Source organism: Streptomyces sp. NPDC021562 (genome assembly GCF_040640875.1).
Taxonomy (GTDB): domain Bacteria; phylum Actinomycetota; class Actinomycetes; order Streptomycetales; family Streptomycetaceae; genus Streptomyces.
The window spans coordinates 74,849-97,604 of record NZ_JBFACN010000006.1 but is presented as its reverse complement, the minus strand read 5'-3'; the positions used below and the strand labels follow the sequence as shown (position 1 = coordinate 97,604).

16 protein-coding genes are annotated in these 22,756 nt (G+C 73.6%); 9 read left to right on the top strand and 7 right to left on the bottom strand.

Annotated features, from left to right (window positions below; translation table 11 throughout):
• Positions 1–231 precede the first annotated feature (231 nt).
• Positions 232–864, top strand: coding sequence for a response regulator transcription factor (locus tag AB0G52_RS11325; RefSeq protein WP_132889449.1), 633 nt, complete (start codon positions 232–234; stop codon positions 862–864).
• A 172-nt stretch (positions 865–1,036) separates the two neighbouring features.
• Complete coding sequence (locus AB0G52_RS11320) at positions 1,037–2,251, top strand: RICIN domain-containing protein (RefSeq protein ID WP_361335941.1); 1,215 nt, start codon at positions 1,037–1,039, stop codon at positions 2,249–2,251.
• A 19-nt stretch (positions 2,252–2,270) separates the two neighbouring features.
• Here AB0G52_RS11320 and AB0G52_RS11315 read toward each other — a convergent pair whose 3' ends face one another.
• Entirely contained in the window at positions 2,271–6,059 is a 3,789-nt protein-coding gene (locus AB0G52_RS11315; RefSeq protein WP_361335938.1) for an AAA family ATPase, read from the bottom strand.
• Between the two features lie 247 nt (positions 6,060–6,306).
• Here AB0G52_RS11315 and AB0G52_RS11310 point away from each other — a divergent pair, with 247 nt between their 5' ends.
• Both AB0G52_RS11310 and AB0G52_RS11305 read left to right on the top strand, forming a co-directional pair.
• Positions 6,307–7,200, top strand: a complete 894-nt coding sequence (locus AB0G52_RS11310; RefSeq protein ID WP_361335935.1) for a glycosyltransferase — start codon at positions 6,307–6,309, stop codon at positions 7,198–7,200.
• A 495-nt stretch (positions 7,201–7,695) separates the two neighbouring features.
• Positions 7,696–11,238, top strand: coding sequence for a BTAD domain-containing putative transcriptional regulator (locus AB0G52_RS11305; protein ID WP_361335932.1), 3,543 nt, complete (start codon positions 7,696–7,698; stop codon positions 11,236–11,238).
• Here AB0G52_RS11305 and AB0G52_RS11300 read toward each other — a convergent pair whose 3' ends face one another.
• On the bottom strand, positions 11,239–12,930 hold the full coding sequence (locus AB0G52_RS11300) for a bifunctional 3'-5' exonuclease/DNA polymerase (RefSeq protein ID WP_361335929.1): 1,692 nt from the start codon (positions 12,928–12,930) through the stop codon (positions 11,239–11,241).
• A 68-nt stretch (positions 12,931–12,998) separates the two neighbouring features.
• Positions 12,999–13,775, bottom strand: coding sequence for a Clp protease N-terminal domain-containing protein (locus AB0G52_RS11295; protein ID WP_361335926.1), 777 nt, complete (start codon positions 13,773–13,775; stop codon positions 12,999–13,001).
• Positions 13,776–13,932: 157 nt separating this feature from the next.
• Between AB0G52_RS11295 and AB0G52_RS11290 the strand changes: the two genes are divergently transcribed.
• On the top strand, positions 13,933–15,066 hold the full coding sequence (locus AB0G52_RS11290) for a DUF2786 domain-containing protein (RefSeq protein ID WP_361335923.1): 1,134 nt from the start codon (positions 13,933–13,935) through the stop codon (positions 15,064–15,066).
• A 354-nt stretch (positions 15,067–15,420) separates the two neighbouring features.
• Here the strand turns inward: AB0G52_RS11290 and AB0G52_RS11285 are convergent, their stop codons facing one another.
• Entirely contained in the window at positions 15,421–15,939 is a 519-nt protein-coding gene (locus tag AB0G52_RS11285; RefSeq protein ID WP_132889439.1) for a DUF4232 domain-containing protein, read from the bottom strand.
• Positions 15,940–16,093: 154 nt separating this feature from the next.
• Positions 16,094–16,606 carry a hypothetical protein gene (locus AB0G52_RS11280; protein WP_207921746.1) on the bottom strand — a complete coding sequence of 171 codons (513 nt, stop codon included), beginning with the start codon at positions 16,604–16,606 and terminating at the stop codon, positions 16,094–16,096.
• Between the two features lie 445 nt (positions 16,607–17,051).
• Between AB0G52_RS11280 and AB0G52_RS11275 the strand changes: the two genes are divergently transcribed.
• Positions 17,052–17,321, top strand: coding sequence for a DUF397 domain-containing protein (locus tag AB0G52_RS11275; RefSeq protein ID WP_046730917.1), 270 nt, complete (start codon positions 17,052–17,054; stop codon positions 17,319–17,321).
• Positions 17,322–17,414: 93 nt separating this feature from the next.
• Here the strand turns inward: AB0G52_RS11275 and AB0G52_RS11270 are convergent, their stop codons facing one another.
• A complete protein-coding gene (locus AB0G52_RS11270) occupies positions 17,415–17,897 on the bottom strand; it encodes an ATP-binding protein (RefSeq protein WP_132889437.1) in 483 nt (160 codons plus the stop codon).
• A 354-nt stretch (positions 17,898–18,251) separates the two neighbouring features.
• Here AB0G52_RS11270 and AB0G52_RS11265 point away from each other — a divergent pair, with 354 nt between their 5' ends.
• The 3 genes from AB0G52_RS11265 to AB0G52_RS11255 all read left to right on the top strand — a co-directional run bounded on the left by AB0G52_RS11265 (position 18,252) and on the right by AB0G52_RS11255 (position 21,311).
• Positions 18,252–19,076, top strand: coding sequence for a Scr1 family TA system antitoxin-like transcriptional regulator (locus tag AB0G52_RS11265; protein ID WP_132889646.1), 825 nt, complete (start codon positions 18,252–18,254; stop codon positions 19,074–19,076).
• A 112-nt stretch (positions 19,077–19,188) separates the two neighbouring features.
• Complete coding sequence (locus tag AB0G52_RS11260) at positions 19,189–20,649, top strand: aldehyde dehydrogenase family protein (RefSeq protein WP_132889433.1); 1,461 nt, start codon at positions 19,189–19,191, stop codon at positions 20,647–20,649.
• Positions 20,650–20,762: 113 nt separating this feature from the next.
• The gene (locus AB0G52_RS11255; protein ID WP_361335917.1) at positions 20,763–21,311 is read left to right on the top strand and encodes a DinB family protein; all 549 of its coding nucleotides are present in this window, start codon (positions 20,763–20,765) and stop codon (positions 21,309–21,311) included.
• Between the two features lie 3 nt (positions 21,312–21,314).
• Here the strand turns inward: AB0G52_RS11255 and AB0G52_RS11250 are convergent, their stop codons facing one another.
• On the bottom strand, positions 21,315–22,724 hold the full coding sequence (locus AB0G52_RS11250) for a glutamate decarboxylase (RefSeq protein ID WP_132889429.1): 1,410 nt from the start codon (positions 22,722–22,724) through the stop codon (positions 21,315–21,317).
• Positions 22,725–22,756: the final 32 nt, after the last annotated feature.

Sequence of the window (22,756 nt, the reverse complement as noted above, 5' to 3'; positions counted from 1 at the left end):
GCGGTGCCGGTTCCGCGCGTGATCCCGCGTTGCTCCCGCTCCGCGGACAGTAGGCAGACGGCCGCGGCCGTCCACCCGGCGGGCGCCGATGTCCGCCCCCGCGGACAGTGAAGCCTGGCCGGAGGGGCAGCTTCGCCAAGTACACGCCAAGTCGGTGTTAAGCCGGTCCGGTGAGGATCCGTGTGCCCCGCACGGCCACGACGGTCCACACCCGGAAGGAAAGCAAGAACGTTGGGAACGATCTCGATCGCAGTCCTCGCCGGCGACCCGATGACCGGCGAGGGGGCCGTCTCGTGCCTGCGCAGATACCCGGGGCTGAAGGTGGTGCCCCAGGAGGAGCACCGGCACGCGGACGTGGTCCTCATGATCATGCCGGACGTCACCGAGGAGACGGTCCTCCTGATGGAGTCGGTGGCCGCCCGCTCGACCCGGCCGGGCATGGGGATCGTGCTGGTCACCGGGCACATCGGCGACGCCCACCTGCTGCGGGCGATGCGCCATGGCCTGCGGGGGGTGATGTGGCGCCAGGACACCACGTACGACAAGGTGGTGGAGGCGGTCCGCGCGGTGGCCGACGGCGGGGCCGCCCTGCCGCTGCCGGTCCAGGGCCGGCTCGTCGACCACCTGCGGACGGTGCAGCGCGACGTACTGGGGCCGCTCGGGCTCACCGCGTCCGGCCTGGAGACCCGGGAGGTCGACGTGCTGCGGCTGCTGGCCGAGGGTTTGGAGACCACGGAGATCGCCCAGAAGCTGAACTACTCCGAGCGCACCATCAAGAGCATCGTCAGCGTCATGATGAACCGCCTCGGCCTGCGCAACCGCACCCACGCGGTCGCCTTCGCCCTGCGCTCGGGAACGCTGTAGGGCCGGCCGCCGGACCGGGTTGCGGCGGGGAAGCCGCGCGGAGGGGAAGGGTTTTCGGTCCTGCGGGGCAGAACTCGGCCCGGTCGGAGGGGCGTTCGTCGCCACGGCCCTAGATTCGCGCGCCGGGAACATCCACGCAGAGACGCGCCAGACGCGGAGACGGGCGGCAGACATGGAGCACACCGCAGGGCAGCCGGAGACGCCGGAGGAACCGGCCGTCTGGGAACGGCCGCTGCCGTGGGTCCGGGAAGCCGCAGACGAGTCGGGGCCGGCGTCCGCGTCCACGTCCACGGCCCCGGTGGAGCCCACCGCCGAACCACCGGCCGCGGAACCTGCGGCCCAGGCCGCCACCGGCGGCGGCACCGGCGGCGGAGACGACGCCGGGAGCGGTACTGGCAGCGGCGGCGACGGTGCCGGGAGCGGTACTGGCCGTGGCGGCGGGGGTGCCGGTGGTCAGGGTGCCGAGGGGGCGGGGCAGTTGTTCCGGGCGCCCGTGCCGCGACCGGAGCAGCCCGCCGCACGGGGCGAGCAGGGCACCTCGGAAACCCGGCCGGAGCGTGGCGCGCGCGTCGTCGGGGCCGTGGTCGCCACCTGCGTCCTGCTGGTCCTCGGCCTCGGCAGCGTCGCGTTCATGGCACTGCCGCACCACGACGACTCCGCCCCGCACGCCGCCGCCGTCGGGGACGGCACCGTCCCCCGGCTCACCGCCGGCCTCTCCGCGCCGCCCACCGGCACGGGGTCCGCGTCCGCATCCGCGTCCGGCACCGGCCGCCCGGCGCACGATCCGAAGGGCGGCAAGCCCGGCAAGGGCGACGGCGCGGGCACCACGGGGGACGCGGTCACGGCGGCGGACCCCGCCCACCCGGACGAGGCGTCCGCAACCAAGCCCACCAGCCAGGCCGTCGGCACCGGCAGCAGCAGCAGCAGCAGCAGCGGCGGCGCGACGACGGGCAAGGCCGCGTCCCGTCCGGCCGCCCCGCACGCCGCCGCCCCGGCCACCGTGCCCGGTCGTGCGATCGCCGGCTACGCCTCGTCCAAGTGCATCGAGGTGTCCGCGCACGCCGGCAAGGACGGCTCGCCGCTGCGGCTGTGGGGCTGTGACGGCGACGCCTGGCAGAAGTGGGTCTTCGCGTCCGACGGCAGCGTGCGCTCCATGGGCCTGTGCCTCGACATCGCCAACGCCTCCCAGGACAACGGCGCGGCCGTCCAGCTGGCGGTCTGCAACGGCGGCTGGGCCCAGAAGTTCAACCTGAACAGCTCCCACGACCTGGTCAACTCCGTGATCGGCAAGTGCGTGGACGCCAAGGACGCCGGCACCGCCAACGGCACCCGCCTGCAGCTGTGGGACTGCGCCGGGACGTCCAACCAGAAGTGGCACCTGGCCTGACCCCGGCCGTCGCCGCACCTCAGAGCCGGCGGGGGCGGTCCTCCGCGGCGGCGCGGGCCGCCTCGACCAGGTGCCGGGAACCCCACTGCCGCGCCACGTCCTCGGCGAGCCCGAACTGCCGCCGCGCCTGCGCCTCGTCGCCGAGCAGCCGGTGCAACTCGCCCAGTGAGTGGGCGAACGGTCGGGTGGCGAAGGAGACACTGGCGGCACCGGCGAGCTGACCGCGCAGCGGCAGCAGCAGCGGGACCAGTTCCAGCGCGGTGGTCACGTCACCCAGCAGGAACGCCAGTTCGGCCCGGAAGGACAGGGTGATGCCGTACAGGTGGTCGGGCACCAGGGGGACGGCCGCCTCGGTGCGCCGGCCGAGCGCGTACGCCTCTTCGTGCTCGCCCAGCCGGGCGAGCACCACCCCGAGGGCGAGTTCGGCGGTGGGTTCCTGGGGCTCGGGATCGGCGAGTAGGCCCCGCAGCAGCGGTTCGGCCTCCCGCGGGCGGCCCTGTCCGAGCCGTACGGTCGTCAGCCCCAGGACGCGCACGAACTCGGCGGACGGCGAGCCGCGGGACCGCAGCCGCTCCCGCACCTGTGCGTAGCCGGCCTCGGACTCGGCGAAGCGGCCCTCGACGTGGGCCAGCATGGCGAGGGTGGTCTGGTTGATGGTCTCGGCCTCCACCAGCCGGTACCGCCGGGCGACGGTCCGTCCCTCGCCGGTGTGCCGGCGGACCTGCGCGACGTCGTTGCGGGCGCCGGCGGCCATCGCCCCGATGTGCTCGCGCACCCAGCTGTTGGCGGGCAGGTCGTGTGCGTACCCGAGCATCCGCAGTTCGGTCGCCAGCGCCTCGCGGCGGTCCGGGAAGCCGTCGGGCGTGACGCCGGACGCGACGGTCAGGGCGCAGGAGAGCAGCAGCGGGTCCCCGACCGCACGGGCGACGGCCAGTCGCCGCGCCGCCTCCGCCACCCGCTCCGCCCGCCGGACGGCGCCCGCACCGGCTGTTCCGTCGTCGGGGGCGGCCGGCAGGGCGCCCAGGACGGCTGGGTCCAGGTCGGCGCGGGCGATCAGCCGGTCCACGAACGCGTCGAGCGCCGCCGGTTCGACGAGCCCCCACGGCCCGCTGAGGGACCCGACGAGGGGCCCGCTGAGGGACCCGCTCAGGACCGGCTCCGGGCTGATCCACGCGCCGAGTGCCACCGCCGCCAGTTCCGCGTGCCCGACGCCCTCGGCCGCGGCGAGCGCGCGCCGCCGGGTGTGCCGCGCCGCCACGATCGCCCCGGCCCGTATCTCGGCCCGCAACAACCGCCCGAGCAAAGCGACCAGCCGCCCGGCCCGCCCCCCGCCGCCGACACCCCCGCCGTCGACGCCTGCACCGCCGTAGCCGCCCGCGTCCAGGTGGCTGTCCCTGCCGCCGTGGCCGCCCGCACCGTCGCGACCGCCCCCGTCCAGGTGGCCGTCTGCGTCGGCCGGTATCAGGGCGAAGGACTCGATCGCCTGGGTGAGCAGTTCGACGGCCGTGTCGTGGGCGTAGCGCCGCTCGGCCAGGTCGGCGGCGCCCAAGGAGTACTCGACGGCGAGGGCCGCCGTCCGCGCGTTCGCCGCCCGCGCGAAATGGTGGGCGAGAGCCGCGAGGTCGTCCGGCCGGCGCCGCCGCAGGACCTCCGCCAGGCGGGCGTGCAGGCGGGCACGTCGTACGCCGACCAGGTCGGTGTAGAGGGTGTCGCGGACCAGCGCGTGCGCGAACCGGACCACGCCCGGCGCCGGTTCGGTCAGCAGCCCGGCCACCACCGCCGCCTCGACGGCGTCGAGCACCTCGGGTTCGCTGTGCCGCGCCGGGTCCGCGGCCTCCACGAGGACACCGACCTCGGTCTCGCGGCCCACCACGGAAGCGAGCTGGAGGACGGCCGGCGCCCCCTCGGGCAGCTGCCGCAGCCGTCGCCGCAGCACGTCCCGGACGCCCTGCGGCACCTCGGAGACCGCCACCAGGGCGCCCTCGCTGGCGAGCAGCCGGGCGCTCTCGCGCACGTAGAAGGGGTTGCCGCCGGTGCGTTCGGCGAGCGCGCCGACGATGGCCGGGTCGACCGGCTCCCCGCACACCGCGCCGACCAGGGTCGCCACGTCCGGCAACGGCAGGCCGCCGAGCGCCAGCCGGTACGGCGAGCGGTGGGCGAGTTCGGCGAGCGTCTTGGTCAGCCGGTCCGCCGCGTCGGCCGGGCGGTAGGCGACGATCAGCAGCACCGGCGAGCCGACCAGTTCGGCGGCGCGCTCCAGCAGGGCCAGGGTCTCGCCGTCCGCCCGGTGCAGGTCGTCGACGAGGACGGCCAGCGGGGCGTCGGCGGCGGCCTCCCGCAGCCAGGCGCCGAACGCCCGGTGCAGCCGGAACCGCCCGGCGGAGGCCACCCCGCCGTCGGGGACCGGAACCCCGGTGCCGCCCTGGCCGCCCGCTCCCTGTCCGCCGTAACCCGCCTCCTGGAGCAGGGCGCCGAGGGCGTCCGGGTCGGTGGGCGGCACGCGACGGGCGAGCTCGCCGAGCGCCTCCACCCAGGCCCAGGCGGAGGGGGCGCCGTCGAACTCGGGGCAGCGGCCGACCACCACGGTCCAGCCCTGCTCCCGCAACCGCTGCCGGTACCGTCCGAGCAGCGCCGACTTGCCGGCCCCGGCCTCCCCGGTCACCAGGACGACCCCGCCGCCCCGCCGGGCCTCGCGCGCGACGTCGGCCAGAGCCCGCAACTCCCCGTCCCGGCCGACGAACAACTCCTCGACCGTCCCGTCACCCCCGACTGCGACCGTCCCGCCGCCACCCTCGACCGCGGCTGTGCCCCCGCCCCCGGCCACCTCCGCCCCGGCGCCCGTGACGGGCGGGACAGGCACGGCGGACGGCCCGGGCGGAGCCACCGGAGCCACGGGAACCGGGGCCACCGGCGCCACGGGATCCGGAGCCGCCGGAGCCCCCGGATCCACCGTCCCGGACCCCACGCGCGGCGACGCCGAAGGCGAGAGCCCGGCCGAAGGCGGGGGCGGAAGGACGACCGGTACCGGCGCGGCAGCCGGCGGCACCGACGCGCGCAGCACCTCGGTCCGCCCCGCCAGCAGGGCACGCTCCAGCTCGGTCAGGGCCTCTCCCAGACCCAGGCCGAGTTCGTCGGCCATGACGGCGGCGGCGCGCCGCAGCTCGGCCAGCGCTTCGGCGCGGCGTCCGCCGGCCCACAGCCCGAGGGCCAGCAGCCGCCAGCCCTCCTCGCGCAGCGGCTGCTCGCGCACCAGCGCCTCGGCCGCCGGCACCGCCTCCGCGGGCGCCCCGGACGCGAGGGTCGCGCCGATCGCCAGCTCCCGCGCCGTGAGGTGCAGGTCGTCCAGCCGGGCCGCCTCGTCGGCCGCCCACTCCTCGTCGGCCCACTCGCCGTAAGCCGTCCCGTGCCACCACCCCATGGCCTCCTCCAGCAGACGCCGGGCCTCCGCCGGTGGGGCGGTACGGGCCCGCCGCACGGCCGCCTCGAACCGCCAGGCGTCGACCGCCTCCTCGGGCAGCCGCAGCGCGTACCCGGGCGCGACGCTGACCAGGACACCGGCGGGGGTGCGGGGCGCCCGGCCGGGTTCGAGCACGCGGCGCAGGTTGGACACGTAGACGTGCAGGGAGGCCGCCGCCTTCCGCGGGGGCCGGCCCCGCCACAGCCGGTCGACGAGCCGGTCGACGGACACCACCCGGCCGCGGCCGGCCAGCAACAGGGCGAGGACCGCGCGTTGCCGGGGGCTTCCCAGGTGGACCGGCGCACCGTCGATGTCGGCACCGATCGGCCCCAGGACCTGAACACAGAGCATGACTCGGAAACCTACAGCGGCACTTCGCCCCCCTCCGAGGCGCTCCCTGGCGTGTCCACGACCTTCCGCGGTCCTGCTCGGGAGCGCGGACGGCCCTCTTTCGCGGCCGGTGCGGGCGGACATCCGCGCGGCGCCACAACACGGCGTTGTTTGTGGAGTATCGACCTACCCGTGGTGACATCGTGGTGAACGACGGCCATCCTGAGGACAGGTGCGGCTGCCGCCGTCGGCCGGATGGGGTGAGGGCATGCAGGAGCCGAGGCTCGGGGTGACCGTGGTGACCATGGGGAACCGGCCCGACGAACTCGACGCCCTGCTCAGGTCCGTCGCCAAGCAGGATCTCGCACCCTCCCGGATCGTGATCGTCGGCAACGGCTGCCGGCTCCCCGATGTCGCCCGTCGCCTCGACCTGCCCGGCGAGGTGACCCTCGTCGAGGTCGAGGACAACCTCGGCTGCCCGGGCGGCCGCAACGTCGCCCTCGCCCGGCTGCGCGCCTTCGGCGACGTGGACGTCGTCGTCGAACTGGACGACGACGGCCTGCTCGTCGACGTCGAGGTGTTCCGGCACGTCCGCGCCCTGTTCGCGGCCGACCCCCGCCTCGGCATCGTCGGTTTCCGGATCGCCGACGAACACGGAGTCACCCAACGGCGGCACGTGCCGCGCGTCGGCAACGCCGACCCCTTGCGCGGCGGGTACGTCACCGGGTTCCTCGGCGGCGGTCATGCCCTGAGCATGAGCATGTTGGCCGAGATCGGCGACTGGCCCGCGGAGTTCTTCTTCGCGCACGAGGAGACCGACCTCGCATGGCGGGCCGCCGACGCCGGCTGGCGGATCCTCTACGCGCCCGAACTGCTGCTCCAGCACCCCCGTACCTCGCCCGCCCGGCACGCCGTCTACTTCCGGGTGACCGCCCGCAACCGGGTCTGGCTGACCCGCCGCCGGCTGCCGCTTCTCCTGATCCCGGTCCACCTGGGGGTGTGGACCCTCATCACTCTGCTGCGCACCCGTTCGGCGGGCGGGCTGAAGGCATGGTTCGCGGGTTTCGCGGAGGGCCTGCGCGAGCCCGCGGGGGAGCGGCGCCCCATGCGCTGGCGCACGGTCTGGCACCTCACGCGACTCGGACGCCCACCGATCATCTGAGAAACGCTTCCGAAAACGAAAAATCCGACTCGGACATCGGAACGGACATCGGAATCGGGCAAGGGAATCGGGCAACGGAATCGGAAAGCGCGACGAGGGCCCCGGTCGTTCACCTCCGCCGACCGGAACCCTCTCGCGTTCCCGGATCCAGGCCTGCGGCGACACTCCCCCGAGTCAGCGCGCCAGGCGCTCGCGCCGTCGGGCCCGATCCGATACGAAGATCACATCAAGGCTCGCCAACGGATCGCTAACATGTGGCCAGCGGTTCTTCCGGAGGTCGCCGGCCTGTTGGCGCGAAGCCGCCGTAGAACTCCGGCGGGCAGGCCGGAATCCCTGCGGATTCCGGCTCGACCGGCACAGAGAAGATGGCGGGAATCCGACCCCGCCTGGATGGGATTCCGCCACGATCCACGGGCAGGATCCAGGGACCGGCGGGCGGTTCCGCCGTGCGGCGCGGTCCCCCATGACCGCGCGGGAAGGCGATGGGGCGGAGCGATGCGGCGGTACGAGCTGCGGTTCGGACTGCTGGGGCCTCCTGTTCTGGTCGACGCGGACGGTGTTCGACCCATCGGCAGTCCCAAGGTGCGTGCGCTGCTCGCCGCGCTGCTCCTCGACGCCGGGCGGGTGGTCTCCGTCGAGTCGCTCAAGGAGGCGCTGTGGGGCGGGGCGCCCCCGGTGTCCGCTCAGGCCTCGCTGCACAACCACGTCACCCGGTTGCGCCGGCTCCTCGACGACCCGGAGCGGCTGCGTGCCGTACCGCCCGGGTACCTGCTGCGGCTGGAGGAGGGGGAGCTGGACGTCGACGTGTTCGACGCCCTGGTCGTACAGGCGCGTGCGGCGCACGGGCGACAGGAGTGGGCGCCGGTGCTGCGCGCCTGCGCCGACGCGCTCGCGCTCTGGCGCGGCACCCCGCTCAGCGGACTTCCCGCGGACTTCGGCGGCTACGCCTTCGTGCAGCGTCTGGAGGCGGCCCGGCTGCTCCTGCTGGAGTGGCGCTACGACGCGGAGCTCGCCCTCGGCGAGGACCGACCGGCGGGCCTGGTGCCCGAGTTGGCGGCGCTCGTCGCCGAGTATCCGCTCCGCGAGGCCTACCACCGTCAGCTGATGCTCGCCCTGCACCGGACGGGTCGGCAGGCGGAGGCGCTCGCCGTCCACCGCGACCTGCGCAACCGCCTGCGGGACGAGCTGGGCATCGAACCGGGGGCGGCGGTCCGGGAGGCCCACGTGGAGGTGTTGCGGGGGAGCGGGACGGCGGGGGAGGCCGCGCCGTACGGCGGCGCACCGAAGCCCACGACCGGCGCCGGCAGCCACGGCGCCGGCAGCCACGGCGAAAGCAGCATCGGCGACGGCGGCCGCGGTGACGGCAGCCACGGCGAAGGCAGCATCGGCTCCGGCGGTCGCGGCGACGGTGGCCGCGGCGACGGTGACCGCGGTGGCGGCGGCCGCGGTGACGGCAGCCACGGCGAAGGCAGCATCGGCTCCGGCGGTCGCGGTGACGGCGGTCACGGTGACGGTGACCATCGCGACGGCGGCCGCAGTGACGCCAGTCGCGGTGACGGCGGCCACGGTGACGGTGACCACCGCGACGGCGGCCGCAGTGACGGCAGTCGCAGTGACGGCGGACACGGCTACGGCGGCCACGACTACGACAGCCGCGGTGACCGTGACCGTAGTGACCGTGACGCCGGTGCAGGCGCCGGTGGCCGTGCCGGTGCCGACGGTGGCGCGGGCGCGGGTGCCGAACGTGGGGCCGGTGCGGGCGCGGATGCGTCGTGGTCGGCCGGACGGCTCCCCGCACCCCCTTGGGCCGCGTCCGTGCACAGTCGGCCGGAGGGCGCGGACCCCGATGCCCCCGCGGACTCCGGCCCCGGTTCTACGCGCGGCGACTCCCCGGCGCCCCCGCCCGCCCAACTCCCGCCGCCACCCGCCCACTTCACCGGGCGTACCGGCGTCCGTGCGGAGCTGTGCGCCGCCCTCGCCTCGCCGCCCGGCCCCGCCCTCGCCGTCGTCAGCGGTATGGCCGGGGTCGGGAAGAGCGCGCTCGCCCTGTACGTGGCCCATCAGCTGAGGGAACGTTTCCCCGACGGCCAGCTCCACCTCCACCTGCACGGCGCCACCCCGGGCGTGCCCCCGCTCACCCCCGGTCAGGCGCTCGCCGCGCTGTTGCGGGACCTCGGCGCCGACCCAAGGCACATCCCCGAGCACCCCGACGCGGCCGCCGCCCTGCTGCGCTCCCTGCTGGCACCCACCCGCACCCTGTTGCTGCTCGACGACGCGGCGAGCGCCGCGCAGGTACGGCCGCTGCTGCCGGGCGGTCCCGGCTGCGCGGTGATCGTCACCAGCCGGTCGCCGCTCACCACGCTCGACGGCGCCCGCCGTTTCCCGCTCGGGCCGCTGACCGGCGAGGACAGTGCGGCGCTGCTGCGCGCGGTCAGCGGACGGGACGAGATCGGCGCCGGTCACCCGCTCGTCGGGCTCACCGGCCGGCTGCCGCTCGCCCTGCGGGTGGTCGCCGCCCGGCTGGCCGCCCGCCGCGCCCTCACCCCGGACGTGCTCGCCGGGCAACTGGCGGCCACCGAGGACAGGTTGCACCACCTGGAGTACGACGACCTGAGCGTCCGGCGGTCCCTCGCCGTCGCCCATGACGCCCTCGCCGCCGCCGACCGGGTGCCTGACCGGGACGCCGCCGACGCCCTGCGCCACATCGGCGCCCTCGACCTGCCCACCTACGGCGCCCCCCTGATCGCCCAGCTCACCGGCACCGACGAGCGCCGGGCCGAGGCCGCCCTGGACCGGCTGGTCGACGTGGCACTCCTGGAGGAGACCGCGTACGGCCGGTACACCCCGCACGACCTGGTGCGGGACTTCGCCAGGGAACTGGCCGAGGACACCGACCGCACCGAGACCGCGCTCCGCGCCCTGCGCTGGTTCGCCGCCGTCGCCGAACTCGTCCTCGTCGCCATCCTCGAACCCGGCCTCGACCTGGGCGACCGCCGCCGCCCCACCACCTCCCAGCCGCCCGAACACCAGCCGTACGCCGCCTCCCTGCCGCCCTTCGAACGCGCCGAGCACGCCTTCGCCTGGGGCGATCTGGAGCTGGAGAACATCGTCGCCCTGGTGGCCCGGTACGCCGACACGCCGGACACGCGGATCAGCGCCCACCTCTCCACGCTCGTCCGGCTGCTCTTCCCGTACGTCCTGCGCAGCGGCCGGGTCGCCGAGACGGAGGTGCTCGGCACGGCCGCCCTGGCCGCCGCCCGCCGCCTCGGGGACGAACCCGCCGAGGCCTACGCCCTGGGCGACCTCGCCGGGCTGCGCTTCCTGACCGGCCGCCAGCGGGAGGCGCTGGCCCTGACCGACCGGGCGCTCGCCATCTGGCGGCGGCTGGACGTGTCGTCCTGGATCCGCCGCTGCCTGAACAACCGGGGACTGCTCCTCGAAGGGCTGGGCCGGTACGAGGAGTCGGGCGAGGCGCTGCGGCAGAGCCTCGACCACTCCCGGCGGCTGAACGACCCCTACGGCGAGGCCGTCACCCGCAGCCACCTCGGCAACCTCTACGAGCACACCGACCCGCGGGCCGCCATCGAGCAGCACCGGCGTTCACTGGCGATCGGGGACGCGATCGGCGCCGTCATCGTGCAGCACTCGGCGCACTGCAACATCGGCTTCGCCCATCTCACCCTCGGCGAACCGGCCGCGGCCGCCGTCCACTTCGAGGAGAGCCTGCGGATCCTCGGCGGGCACGGCGACTGGCACGGCGAGTCCCAGAGCCGGCTCGGCCTGGTCCGCGCGCTGCGCGGGCTGGGCCGTGCGGACCGCGCCCACCGCGAGTGCACCGAGCTCCTGCGGCGCGCCGACGTCCGTGCCGACCGCTACACCGGAGGTCTCGCCCGCCACCAACTCGGTCTGCTCCTGCGGGAGCAGGGGCGTGCGGACGAGGCGTACGAGGTGTGGCGCGAGGCCCTCACGGCCCTGGACGGCACGGACGAAGCCGGAGTCCTCGCCGAGCTGAGGGCGCTGCTGGCCGCGCGGGACTGATCACTTGGCGTCGGCATAGCACTCCACCACCGCCGTCGTGAACGGGAACCTGACCGGCGTCGGACCGAACGTCAGCCGTCCCGCCAGGTCCGCCGCCTCGCGGATGGCCGCGACGACCGCCTCGGCCTCCTCCTGCGGGCAGTGCACCATCACCTCGTCGTGCTGGAAGAAGACCAGCTCGGCTGCCATGTCCGCGCAGGTCCGGCGCAGCGCCGCCAGCATCAGCAGGGCCCAGTCGGCGGCGCTGCCCTGGACGACGAAGTTACGTGCGAAACGGCCCCTGGCACGGGCGTTGGTGGAGGCGTAGCCGGGCACCCAGCCGTCGGCCGAGGCTTCCTCCGTCTCCTCCTGGGGCATACCGCCCTCTTCGGTGCCGTCGCCCGCACCGGCCGCGGGCGGGCAGGTCCGGCCCAGCCAGGTGCGCACCAGCCGGCCCTCCTCGCCCGCGCGCGCCGCGTCGTCGACGTAGGCCACCGCCCTGGGGAAGCGGCGTCTGAGCGCGGCCAGGTTCTTCAGGCCGTCGCCCGAGGTCTGGCCGTAGACCGCGCCGAGGACGGCGATCTTGGCCTGCTGGCGGTCGCCGGAGAACGCGCGGTCGGAGACGGCCTGGTAGAGGTCGGCCTCCCGGCCCGCGACCTCCATCAGCCCCGGGTCGCGGGAGATCGCCGCCAGCACCCGCGGTTCCATCTGGTCGGCGTCGGCGACGACCAGCCGCCAGCCGGGGTCGGCGACCGCGGCCCGCCGGATCACCTTCGGGATCTGCAACGCGCCCCCGCCGTTGGTCACCCAGCGTCCGGTGACGGTGCCGCCCGCGTGGAACTCCGGGCGGAACCGGCCGTCGCGCACCCAGTCCTGCAGCCAGGACCAGCCGTGCGCCACCCAGATCCGGTACAGCTTCTTGTACTCCAGCAGCGGTTCCACCGCCGGATGGTCCACGGACGAGATCTCCCAGCGGCGGGTCGACCTCACCTTGATCCCGGCCTGGGCGAAGGCCTTGATCACATCGGCGGGCTGGTCGGGGCGGACCCGCCTGCCGAACGCGGCCGACACCTCGGCCGCCAGCTCGGCGAGCCGACGCGGTTCGCCGCCGCCCGCGTACCGCTCGCCGAGCAGTTCGCGCAGCACCGCGCGGTGGACCTCGGCGCTCCAGGGCACGCCCGCGCGGTTCATCTCCGCGGCGACGAGCATCCCCGCCGACTCGGCGGCGGTCAGCAGCCGCATCCGGTCCGGGTGTTCGGCCCGGTCGTGCCGCCGCTGCTGCTCGGCGTAGACGGCGAGGAGGTCGGTGAGCGTCAGCGGGGTCGTGGTGCCGTGCGGCTCGAACAGCGGGGACTGGGCCCCGGGCTCGGCCGCGCGCGGGGGCGGATCGGGCGGTACCGGACCGCCGCGGAGGCGGGCCAGGGCGGCGGCGGCCGAGCGGGGCTCACCCGACCGTCCCTCGTGGCCCAGCAGAAGTGTCTCGGCGTCCTCGATGTCGTAGCACCGCTCCACTCGCACCCCCGTGGCGAGCAGGCGCGGGTAGACCTCGGCGGTCGACCGCCACACCCAGCGTGTGACCTCCGGGCGGTCCCTGACCGCCGCGGCGAGATCGGGCTCCCGCCGCACCGGGCCGGCGGGCAGCCCGTCCGGGCCGAGGGGGGCGAGCTGCACGCCACCGTCCTCGGCCGGAGCGAGAGCCCACCGGTCGGTCATGCCGAGAGTGTGGCAGGCGGCACTGACAACGGCCCTGACCTGCGGTTTCGATCGTCTTCGACCTGCTCTCAGCCGGTTTCTCCCGCCTCCGGCCCGGCCGCGTCCGTCGCCTCCGCCGCCCCACCGCGCTGCTCCACCAGCAGGGCCAGCGCCTGGGCGACGTACGCCTCGGTCGCCTGCTTGGTGATGCCGAGGCCGCTGAGGACGCCGTCGCCGTTCTCGTGCTCCAGGAGGGCCAGCAGCAGGTGTTCGGTGCCGATGTAGTTGTGGCCGAGGCGCAGTGCCTCGCGGAAGGTGAGTTCGAGGGCCTTCTTGGCCTCGGGGCCGTACGGGACGAGGTCGGGGACCTCGTCCGCGGCCGGTGGGAGAGCGGCCGCCGCCGTCTGGCGCACGGTGTCCAGCAGGACGCCCTGCGCGAGGATCGCCTTGGCCGCGAGGCCGTCCGGCTCGGCGAGCAGGCCGAGGACCAGGTGCTCGGGGCGGCCCTCCGGGTTGCGGGCCGCGAGCGCCTCGTTGTGCGCCGCCATGACCACGTTCCGCGCGCGGGGGGTGTAGCGGTTGAAGCCCTGGTTGGGGTCGAGGTCGGCCGACTCCTTGGGGACGAAGCGCTTCTGGGCCGCCTGCCGGGTCACGCCCATGCTCTTGCCGATCTCGGTCCAGGACGCGCCCGAGCGCCGGGCCTGGTCGACGAAGTGGCCGATCAGGTGGTCGGCCACGTCGCCCAGGTGGTCGGCGGCGATCACCGCGTCCTCTAGCTGGTCGAGGGGTTCGGGGTGGACCTTCTTGATCGCCGCGATGAGGTCGTCGAGGCGTACGGATGCCGTGATGTTCGGGTTGGTCGCCATGTGTCAACCGTAAGTTGACAGCAGTCGAGTGTCAACCCGAAGTTGACATCCTGTGCGGTGGAAGTGGAACGGGGGGTGGAAAACCGTACGGCCGTCGTTGTCCACAGGGTGTGGACGGCCGCCGCCCGCTGTCCGTGCGGCATGGCACGATCGACGGGTGACCAGCAGCGAGCCCAGCACCGTCGACCGAGCCTTCCAGACCGCCCTGTACGATGGCACCGACTCCGGCCTCGACACGGGCGCGTCCCTCCTCGCGGCCGACTCCGCCGCGGACGCGGAACTCGAGCGCCGGGGCCGTGAGTTCGTCGCGGCGGCCTGGCGGCGCGGCTGGCAGCCCGCCGACGTCGTACGACTGGTACGGCGCGAGCTGAACGACCCGCACGTCCGCCTCGCCGCCGCACTCATCAGGGCGCAGGTGCCGGACGACCGCCCGCGCGGCCCCCGCTGGAAGGCCCAGCTCGACGCGCTGCCCGACGGCACCGCGCGCGTGGGCGACCGTTTCTCGCACGCCACCGCCGTCCTGGAGCTGTACCGGCTGCTGCTGCGGCTGCCCGCCCTGGAGCCGCTCGACGAGCCGGGCACCCGCGCGGACCCGCACCGGCCGGAGTCGCGCATGCTCAGCCGGATCCGGGCGCTGCTCGCCAAGGCCGAGGCGACCGGGTACCCGGAGGAGGCGGAGGCGCTCAGCGCCAAGGCGCAGGAGCTGATGGCCCGGCACAGCGTCGACGAGGCGCTGCTCGCCGCGGGGGCACCCGCACCGCACGCGCCCGGCGCCTGCCGGATAGCGGTCGAGCCGCCGTACGAGCAGGCCAAGGCGGTGCTGCTGGACGCGGTCGCCACCGCCAACCACTGCCGTGCGGTGTGGAACGAGCCGCTGGCCTTCTCCACGGTCGTCGGGTTCGAGGCGGACCTGGAGGCGGTCGAACTGCTCTACACCTCCCTGCTGGTGCAGGCCACCCACGCCATGACGAAGGCGGAGGCGGCACAGCGGGCGGGCGGCCGCAGGCGCACGAAGACCTTCCGGCAGTCCTTCCTGGCGGCCTACGCCCACCGGGTCGGCGACCGGCTGGCCGCCGTCGCGGAGTCGGCCGTGACCGGGGCCGCAGCGACGGCGGACCTGCTCCCGGTCCTGGCGAGCAGGGAGCTGGCCGTGACCGACCGCCTGGAGCAGATGTTCCCCGAGACGACCACGTCCCGCCTGCGCGGGGTGACCGACGAGGCGGGCTGGACGGAGGGCACGAGAGCCGCCGACCGAGCCCAGGTCGGCGCCCACCCCCGACTCCCGCAGTAACCGGCCTCCGGAGACCGCAGGCCGCCCCCGCACCGGCAGCCGCCCGTGCGAACCCGGAGCACCCCCTCGGCCGCCCCCCACACCTGGCGAACCCCCAGAACCCGCACGCCGGCCGCCCCGGCCGCCCGGGACTCCCGCGGCGGGCGCCCACCCAGCGAACCCCTGCCGGTCCACGCGCGGCACCCGCTCGCCCTCGTCACACCCGCACCCGCTCGTACGCCGTCGCGCGCCGCAAGCGCTGCCCCCCGTCGCGCGCCGCACCCGCTCGCCCCCGGCGCGGGCGGCCCCGGGTGCCGTCCGTGCACCGTTCGGCGGGCTGGTCTGCTCGCCCCCGTCGCGCGGGCGGCCCGTTCGTCAGTCTCCTGCCTGCTGGAAGGTGCTCACCGTCGCGTTCGGCTTCTCCGCCGCGCCGCCCTTGCCCGCGACCGCGCCGTACTTCCACGGGAAGCTCTGCGTCGCGTCGCTCCCCGGCAGGGACACCGTGACGGAGGTGGCCGCGAGGCTCGCGCTGTCGCCGTCCTTGCCGCGCACGTAGCTGATCGAGAAGGTCGCGGAGTCGCCCTTGGCGAGCTTCAGCTTGTCGGTCTTCGCGCCCGACTGCGCCGGGACCGTCGCGGACGTGCCGCCCGCCTTCAGCGTGACGCCGGGAAACCCGTCCAGGGTGCACGGCGCGCTCTGGTTGGTGAGGCTCACGGGCACCTCGCCGGTGTCCCCCGCGGCCGGCGCGACGCTCGCGGGGCCGACCTGGACGGAGACCTTGCCGATCTCACAGGCCGAGCCGTTCTTGCTGTTGCTCCCTGAGCCGCCGCTGCCGCAGGCGGTCAGGGCCAGGGCGGCGGCGAGGGCGGTGACGGTGAGCGGAATGGCGCGCATGAGCAGATCCCCATCGAGGTCGTGACGGTGTCCCAGCATCATCACGCCCGCGGCCCGGTGCCGCTCGCCCGGCCCCGTCGTCGAGCGTTCCCCGGCGTGCTCCCGCCGGCCCGCGCGGCCCGGCGGGAGCGGGCCCGGGCCGCCGGAGAGGGCCTTATCGCCCGAGGTTCGCCGTGGGCAGCCCGGACGGCAGCTTGCCGCCCTCCGCCCTGGTGTAGGTCTCCGCACCGGATTTTCCTGACCAGGTGACTTTCATGCTGCCCTTGCTGACCGTGTCGACCATTCCGGTGACCCGGTCCTTGCTGCCGTCCGTGCAGCTGAGGTGGATCATCCGCATCCCGGCCTCCTCGCCGGCGGTCCCGCTGCACACCGCCCCGCCGGTCTCGAAGAGCCCGGCCTGCCTGCCGGTGACCACGAGGGCGACGATCTTGCCGCCGCTGGTGGTGATCCAGCTGCCCTGCAGCACGTCGGACGAGGCCGTGGCGCTGCCGGAGCCCGTGGAGGCGGTTGCGGTCGCGGACGACGTCCCGGAGGGGGTGGCGGAGGAGCCGCCGGAGTCACCGCCGCTGCACGCGGTCAGCGTGAGCGCGCCCGCCAGTCCGGCGGCGGCCGCCGCGAGCCGTACGGCCGAAGCCGCTCGCGTGCGCGTCGTAGCCGTGTGCGCCATGGGCGTACTCGCCGTAGCCGTAGCCGTAGTCACCGCAACGCTCCCGAGCTCTAGGGGGTCGGCCGCCCGGCTGCCCGGGCGACAGCGGCAAGCTACCAGCACTCCCCGGAGGACTCGTGTACGCCGGGTAGGGATCCGCTGTGGCCGCGGCGGCCGGTCTCGCTCACCGGACCCACACACGGACGGTGGAACACCCGGGCCGTCGTATGCGTCTGTTCCATGTACACGATGGTTTCGATTTGGACGATCGCATGTCATGCGTGCTCGGGGGCAGACGCTGGAACGGGTCGGGTAAAGCGGGCGTCAAAGCTGTAACCGCAGGGCCACCCCTCGTGCACGTGCATTTGCTCATGCATCTGCACATGAACAAGGTTATGATCCGGGTCAGTTGACCACGGCATCACTGGTCACATCAGCCAGTTAGTGCACCACCGGGGAGCGACCTGTGGACCTCGACGTTGACGGCGTGTACGAGGGGTTTGACGTGTACAACGGCATGGCTGCGACGCAGCTGGACGGAGTGGCCTGGCAGAAGAGCAGGCACAGCAACTCGCAGGGCTCCTGCGTCGAGTTCGCCCGGTTGCCGGGCGGTGACGTGGCGGTCCGCAACTCACGCTTCCCGGACGGCCCGGCCCTCGTCTACACGCGCGCGGAGATCGAGGCGATGCTCCTCGGTGTCAAGGACGGCGAGTTCGACCACCTGATCGTGAGCTGACCGCGCTCCCGCCCGGGGCGCACCCGGGCAGAGGGCGGGCGCCGTGGCGGGCGACGCGCGTAGAGACCCGGCGTCGGAAGACGCCGGGTCCCGTCACCCGGCCGCCGCCCGGAGCCGGAACAGCGCCCACACGACCTTGCCGTTCAGGGTGCCGGCCAGCGGATGCCAGCCCCAGCTGTCGCTGAACGAGTCGACCAGGAACAGCCCGCGGCCCGACTCGGCCGAGGAGTCGTCGGAGTCGCCGGGGACCGGGGTCGCGTGACTGGGGTCGCGCACCGCGCACACCAGCCGCTCGGACCACCGCATCAGGTGCAGCCGCACGGCCGGCGCCTGCGGTCCGGCGGACCGCTCGCTCTCGCCGGGGACCGCGTGCCGCAGCGCGTTGGTGACGAGCTCCGAGACGACGAGGCAGACGTCGTCGAAGCGGTCGCCGACATCCCACTGGCCGAGGGTGGTGCGGGTGAACGACCGGGCCTCGCGCACCGCTTCGTAGCGGGCGGGCAGGGCACAGGAGGCGGCGTCGGACACGGCCGCGGGATCAAGCGGCGGAAGGCCCTGCCGTAACGGCTTGAGCATGGTCGATCCATTCGTCCCCATGCGAGGCACTCCCGGGAATTCGCGGTCGTTGCGATGCAGCGGTGGCGCGGGACCATGGTTTCGGATGCGTACAGCAGATGCAAGGGCAGATGCACGTGCACGAGACCGAATTGGACCCTCCCGTACCGCTTCTTGGCCATTTTTTCCGCCAACTTGGCCTCGATGGCTCACTACCTGCTTGCCACTTCCTGTGCTTAGACTGCGGACTCTTTCCGTTTCCGTAACCGGACGAGTACTGCTCGAAGTGTTTTAGTGGCAGACTGCGGGCCCTGAGGACGGTTGGGGAGGCTGGCGAACGTGAGCGCGGGAGAGCCCGGATCGGTGGTGCGGCGAATGCTGCTCGGCTCGCAACTCAGGCGGCTGCGCGAGGCCCGGGGGATCACACGGGAGGCCGCGGGCTACTCGATCCGCGCCTCCGAGTCGAAGATCAGCCGTATGGAGCTGGGTCGGGTGAGCTTCAAGACCAGGGACGTGGAAGACCTGCTGACGCTGTACGGCATCACGGACGAGGCCGAGCGCGAGCAGCTCGTCTCCCTCGCCCGGGAGGCCAACGTGGCCGGCTGGTGGCACAGTTACTCCGACGTCCTGCCGTCCTGGTTCCCCACCTACGTCGGCCTGGAGGGCGCCGCGCACCTGATCCGGGCGTACGAGGTGCAGTTCGTCCACGGTCTGCTGCAGACGGAGGACTACGCGCGCGCGGTGGTGCGGCGCGGCATGAAGGGCGCGAGCGAGGCGGACGTCGAACGGCGGGTCACCCTGCGCCTGGAGCGGCAGAAGTACCTGGTGGCCGAGAACGCCCCCGACTTCCACATCGTCCTCGACGAGGCCGCCCTGCGCCGGCCCTACGGCAGCCGCGAGGTGATGCGCGGCCAGCTCCAGCACCTGGTCGAGATCTCCGAGCACCCCAACGTCCGGCTCCAGATCATGCCGTTCAGCTTCGGCGGGCACTCCGGGGAGGGCGGCTCCTTCACGATCCTGAGCTTCCCCGAATCGGACCTGTCCGACGTGGTCTACCTGGAACAGCTCACCAGCGCCCTCTACCTCGACAAACGCGAGGACGTCGCCCAGTACGAGCTGGCCCTGAAGGAACTCCAGCAGGACAGCCCGGGCCCGGACGAGAGCCGGGACCTGCTGCGGGGCCTCCTCCAGCTCTCCTAGGGCTCTCCCCAGAAGTTCGCTCTCCGTCCCCAACTGGCAGGTCACGCAAGTACGATGACGCGTGATCAGACCGTGATGTCGCTCATGCGTCTGCTAGTGATTTGGGGATCACATGTCGTCGTACTTCACCGACCTGGCACAGCAGTACATCGACGGTGAGTGGCGCCCGGGGACCGGTTCCTGGGACATCATCGACTTCAACCCGTACGACGGGGAGAAGCTCGCCTCGATCACGATAGCCGCGGTCGACGAGATCGATCAGGCCTACCGGGCCGCCGCGCGCGCCCAGCAGCAGTGGGCCGTTCTCAACCCCTACGCCCGGCGCGCGGTCTTCGAGAAGGCGCTGCGCCTCGTCGAGGAGCGCGAGGGCGAGATCACCGAGGCGATCATCGCCGAACTCGGCGGCACGCACCTGAAGGCCGGCTTCGAACTCCACCTCGCCAAGGAGTTCCTGCGCGAGTCGGTCCACCTGGCGCTGCGCCCCGAGGGCAAGATCCTGCCCTCCCCGGTGGACGGCAAGGAGAACCGCCTCTACCGCGAACCGGTCGGCGTCGTGGGCGTGATCAGCCCCTTCAACTTCCCCTTCCTGCTGGCCCTCAAGTCGGTCGCGCCGGCGCTCGCGCTGGGCAACGGCGTGGTGCTCAAGCCGCACCAGAACACCCCGATCGTCGGCGGCACCCTGGTCGCGAAGATCTTCGAGGACGCCGGCCTGCCGGGCGGCCTGCTCAACGTCGTCGTGACCGACATCGCCGAGATCGGCGACGCCTTCATCGAGCACCCGATCCCCAAGGTCATCTCGTTCACCGGCTCCGACAAGGTCGGCCGGCACGTGGCCACCGTCTGCGCCGGGCTCTTCAAGCGCTCGGTGCTCGAACTGGGCGGCAACAGCGCCATCGTGATCCTCGACGACGCCGACGTGGACTACGCGGTCGACGCGGCGGTCTTCAGCCGGTACGTCCACCAGGGCCAGGTCTGCATGGCCGCCAACCGTGTGCTGGTCGACCGCTCGATCGCGGACGTGTTCACCGAGAAGTTCGTCGCCAAGGTGAAGTCCCTCAAGGCCGGCGACCCGCGCGACCCGGGGACCGTCATCGGCCCGGTGATCAACTCGCGGCAGGCGGAGTCGATCTCGGCCACCGTCGAGCAGGCGATCGCGGAGGGCGCCACCGCCCTGGTGCGCGGCGCGACCACCGACAACCTGGTCGAACCCTCGGTCCTCACCGACGTGCCCGCCGACTCCGCGCTGCTGCGCCAGGAGGTCTTCGGCCCGGTCGCCTTCCTCATCCCCTTCGACGGCGAGGAGGAGGCGGTACGGCTCGTCAACGACACCCCCTACGGCCTCAGCGGCGCCGTGCACACCGGGGACGTCGAGCGGGGCGTGGCCTTCGCCCGGAAGATCGACACCGGGATGTTCCACGTGAACGACGGCACCGTGCACGACGAGCCGCTGGTCCCCTTCGGCGGCGAGAAGAACTCCGGCATCGGGCGCCTGAACGGCGAGACGACGCTGGAGGCCTTCACCACCCTGAAGTGGATCTCGGTGCAGCACGGCCGCAGCGGCTTCCCCTTCTAGCCGGTTCCGGTCCCGGAGTCCGGCCACCCGGGCCCTTTAGGACGCGATCTGTCCTAGAGGGCCCGTAGCTTCGGTCGTGTCGGGGAAACACCACCGAGGAAAGGCGGCCGGCCATGGTCACCCACGTTCCCGCGGAAGCACAGGGCGACGAGCGCGGAGCACTGCTCTCCTTCATCGAGGAACAGCGCGGCGGCATCCGCCGGGCGCTGCTCGGACTCACGGACGAGCAGGCGGCGAGCAAGCCCAGCGTGAGCGAGCTGTCCCTCGCGGGCCTGCTCAAGCACTGTGCCGAGGTCGAGCAGAGCTGGATCGCCCGTGCGAAGCAGGAGCCGCCGGCGATCCAGCGCGACGAGTCCAACTGGCACGAGACCTTCCAGCTGGTCGGCGAGGAGACGGTGGCCTCGCAGCTGGCGTACTGGGAGCAGGTCGCCGCCGAGACCGAGAAGTTCATCCGTTCCGTCCCCAGCCTCGACGACACCTTCCCGCTCCCCGAGGCCCCCTGGTTCCCGAAGGGCAGCGTCTCCATGCGCTGGGTCTGCCTCCACCTGATCCGCGAGACCGCCCGCCACGCGGGCCACGCGGACCTCGTCCGCGAGTCCCTGGACGGGAAGACGGCCTTCGAGCTCGTGGCACTGGAACAGGGGCAGGGACAGGGCTCGTAGCGGCTAGTGGTGGAAGCTGGTGGCCGCGTCCTTGTCCCTGGTCGACGGATGCGGCTGGCGGCGCAGTTCCGGCAGCAGCCGGGTCAGGTCCTCGACGAACAGGTCGGCCAGGTCCTTGGAGAAGCCGTTGCGGCACACCACCCGCAGCACCGACAGGTCCTCCCGGTTCGCCGGGAAGGTGTAGGCCGGCACCAGCCAGCCGCCCTCGCGCATCCGCCGGGACACGTCGAAGACGTCGTACGCCGTCACGTGGTCGGCGGTGGTGAAGGCGAACACGGGCAGTTCGTCGCCGTGGGTCAGCAGCCGGAAGTCGCCCAGCTCCCCGATCCGCCGGGCCAGCCCCGTGGCCACGTCCCGGGATGTCTGCTGCACCGCGCGGTAGCCCTCCCGGCCGAGCCGCAGGAACGTGTAGTACTGCGCCACCACCTGGGCGCCGGGGCGGGAGAAGTTGAGGGCGAAGGTCGGCATGTCGCCGCCCAGGTAGTTGACGCGGAAGACCAGCTCCTCGGGCAGCGCCTCCTTGTCCCGCCACAGCGCCCAGCCGACGCCCGGGTAGACCAGGCCGTACTTGTGGCCCGAGGTGTTGATCGAGGCCACGCGCGGAAGCCGGAAGTCCCACACCAGGTCCTCGTCGAGGAAGGGCGCGACCATCCCGCCGGAGGCGCCGTCCACGTGCACCGGGACGTCGAACCCGGTGCGCTCCTGGAGGGCGTCCAGGGCGGCGCACAGGTCGGCGACCGGCTCGTAGGACCCGTCGAAGGTGGAGCCGAGGACGGCGACGACCCCGATGGTGTTCTCGTCGCAGAGGTCTGCGGCGGCCTGCGGGTCCAGGTGGTAGCGGTCGCCGTCCATGGGCACGTACCGGGCCTCCACCTCCCAGAAGTTGCAGAACTTCTCCCAGCAGACCTGGACGTTGATGCCCATGATCAGGTTCGGCCGGGCGCTGCCCGGGTAGCGGTCGGCGTTGCGCTGCATCCAGCGGCGCTTGAGCGCCATCCCGGCCAGCATGCAGGCCTCGCTCGACCCGGTCGTCGAACAGCCGACGGCGGCCGACGGGTCCGGCGCGTTCCACAGGTCGGCGAGCATCGCCACACAGCGCCGCTCCAGTTCGGCGGTGCGCGGGTACTCGTCCTTGTCGATCATGTTCTTGTCCCGGCACTCCTGCATCAGGACGCCGGCCTGGGGTTCCATCCAGGTGGTCACGAAAGTGGCCAGGTTCAGCCGGGCGTTGCCGTCCAGCATCAGCTCGTCGTGGACCAGCTGGTACGCCGTGTTCGGCGGCAGCGGGGCGTCCGGCAGCCGGTGTGTGGGTGGGGCCTCGGTCATGCCGCCGACCGGGTTCGCCTCCCCGAAGAACGGGTTGACGGACATCGCTCGCTCTTGGTGCTTCTCGGGGCCTTTGTGGAGCGGCATGAGTGGTGCCTCCTGGGAGAGTTCACTTGGGT

Coding starts and splice junctions, on each gene's coding strand:
- AB0G52_RS11300 (WP_361335929.1), bottom strand. CDS start 12,930: ATGACCGACCGGTGGGCTCTCGCTCCGGCCGAGGACGGTGGCGTGCAG.
- AB0G52_RS11285 (WP_132889439.1), bottom strand. CDS start 15,939: ATGCGCGCCATTCCGCTCACCGTCACCGCCCTCGCCGCCGCCCTGGCC.
- AB0G52_RS11295 (WP_361335926.1), bottom strand. CDS start 13,775: ATGGCGACCAACCCGAACATCACGGCATCCGTACGCCTCGACGACCTC.
- AB0G52_RS11315 (WP_361335938.1), bottom strand. CDS start 6,059: ATGCTCTGTGTTCAGGTCCTGGGGCCGATCGGTGCCGACATCGACGGT.
- AB0G52_RS11260 (WP_132889433.1), top strand. CDS start 19,189: ATGTCGTCGTACTTCACCGACCTGGCACAGCAGTACATCGACGGTGAG.
- AB0G52_RS11310 (WP_361335935.1), top strand. CDS start 6,307: ATGCAGGAGCCGAGGCTCGGGGTGACCGTGGTGACCATGGGGAACCGG.
- AB0G52_RS11270 (WP_132889437.1), bottom strand. CDS start 17,897: ATGCTCAAGCCGTTACGGCAGGGCCTTCCGCCGCTTGATCCCGCGGCC.
- AB0G52_RS11265 (WP_132889646.1), top strand. CDS start 18,252: ATGCTGCTCGGCTCGCAACTCAGGCGGCTGCGCGAGGCCCGGGGGATC.
- AB0G52_RS11305 (WP_361335932.1), top strand. CDS start 7,696: ATGCGGCGGTACGAGCTGCGGTTCGGACTGCTGGGGCCTCCTGTTCTG.
- AB0G52_RS11250 (WP_132889429.1), bottom strand. CDS start 22,724: ATGCCGCTCCACAAAGGCCCCGAGAAGCACCAAGAGCGAGCGATGTCC.
- AB0G52_RS11255 (WP_361335917.1), top strand. CDS start 20,763: ATGGTCACCCACGTTCCCGCGGAAGCACAGGGCGACGAGCGCGGAGCA.
- AB0G52_RS11320 (WP_361335941.1), top strand. CDS start 1,037: ATGGAGCACACCGCAGGGCAGCCGGAGACGCCGGAGGAACCGGCCGTC.
- AB0G52_RS11280 (WP_207921746.1), bottom strand. CDS start 16,606: ATGGCGCACACGGCTACGACGCGCACGCGAGCGGCTTCGGCCGTACGG.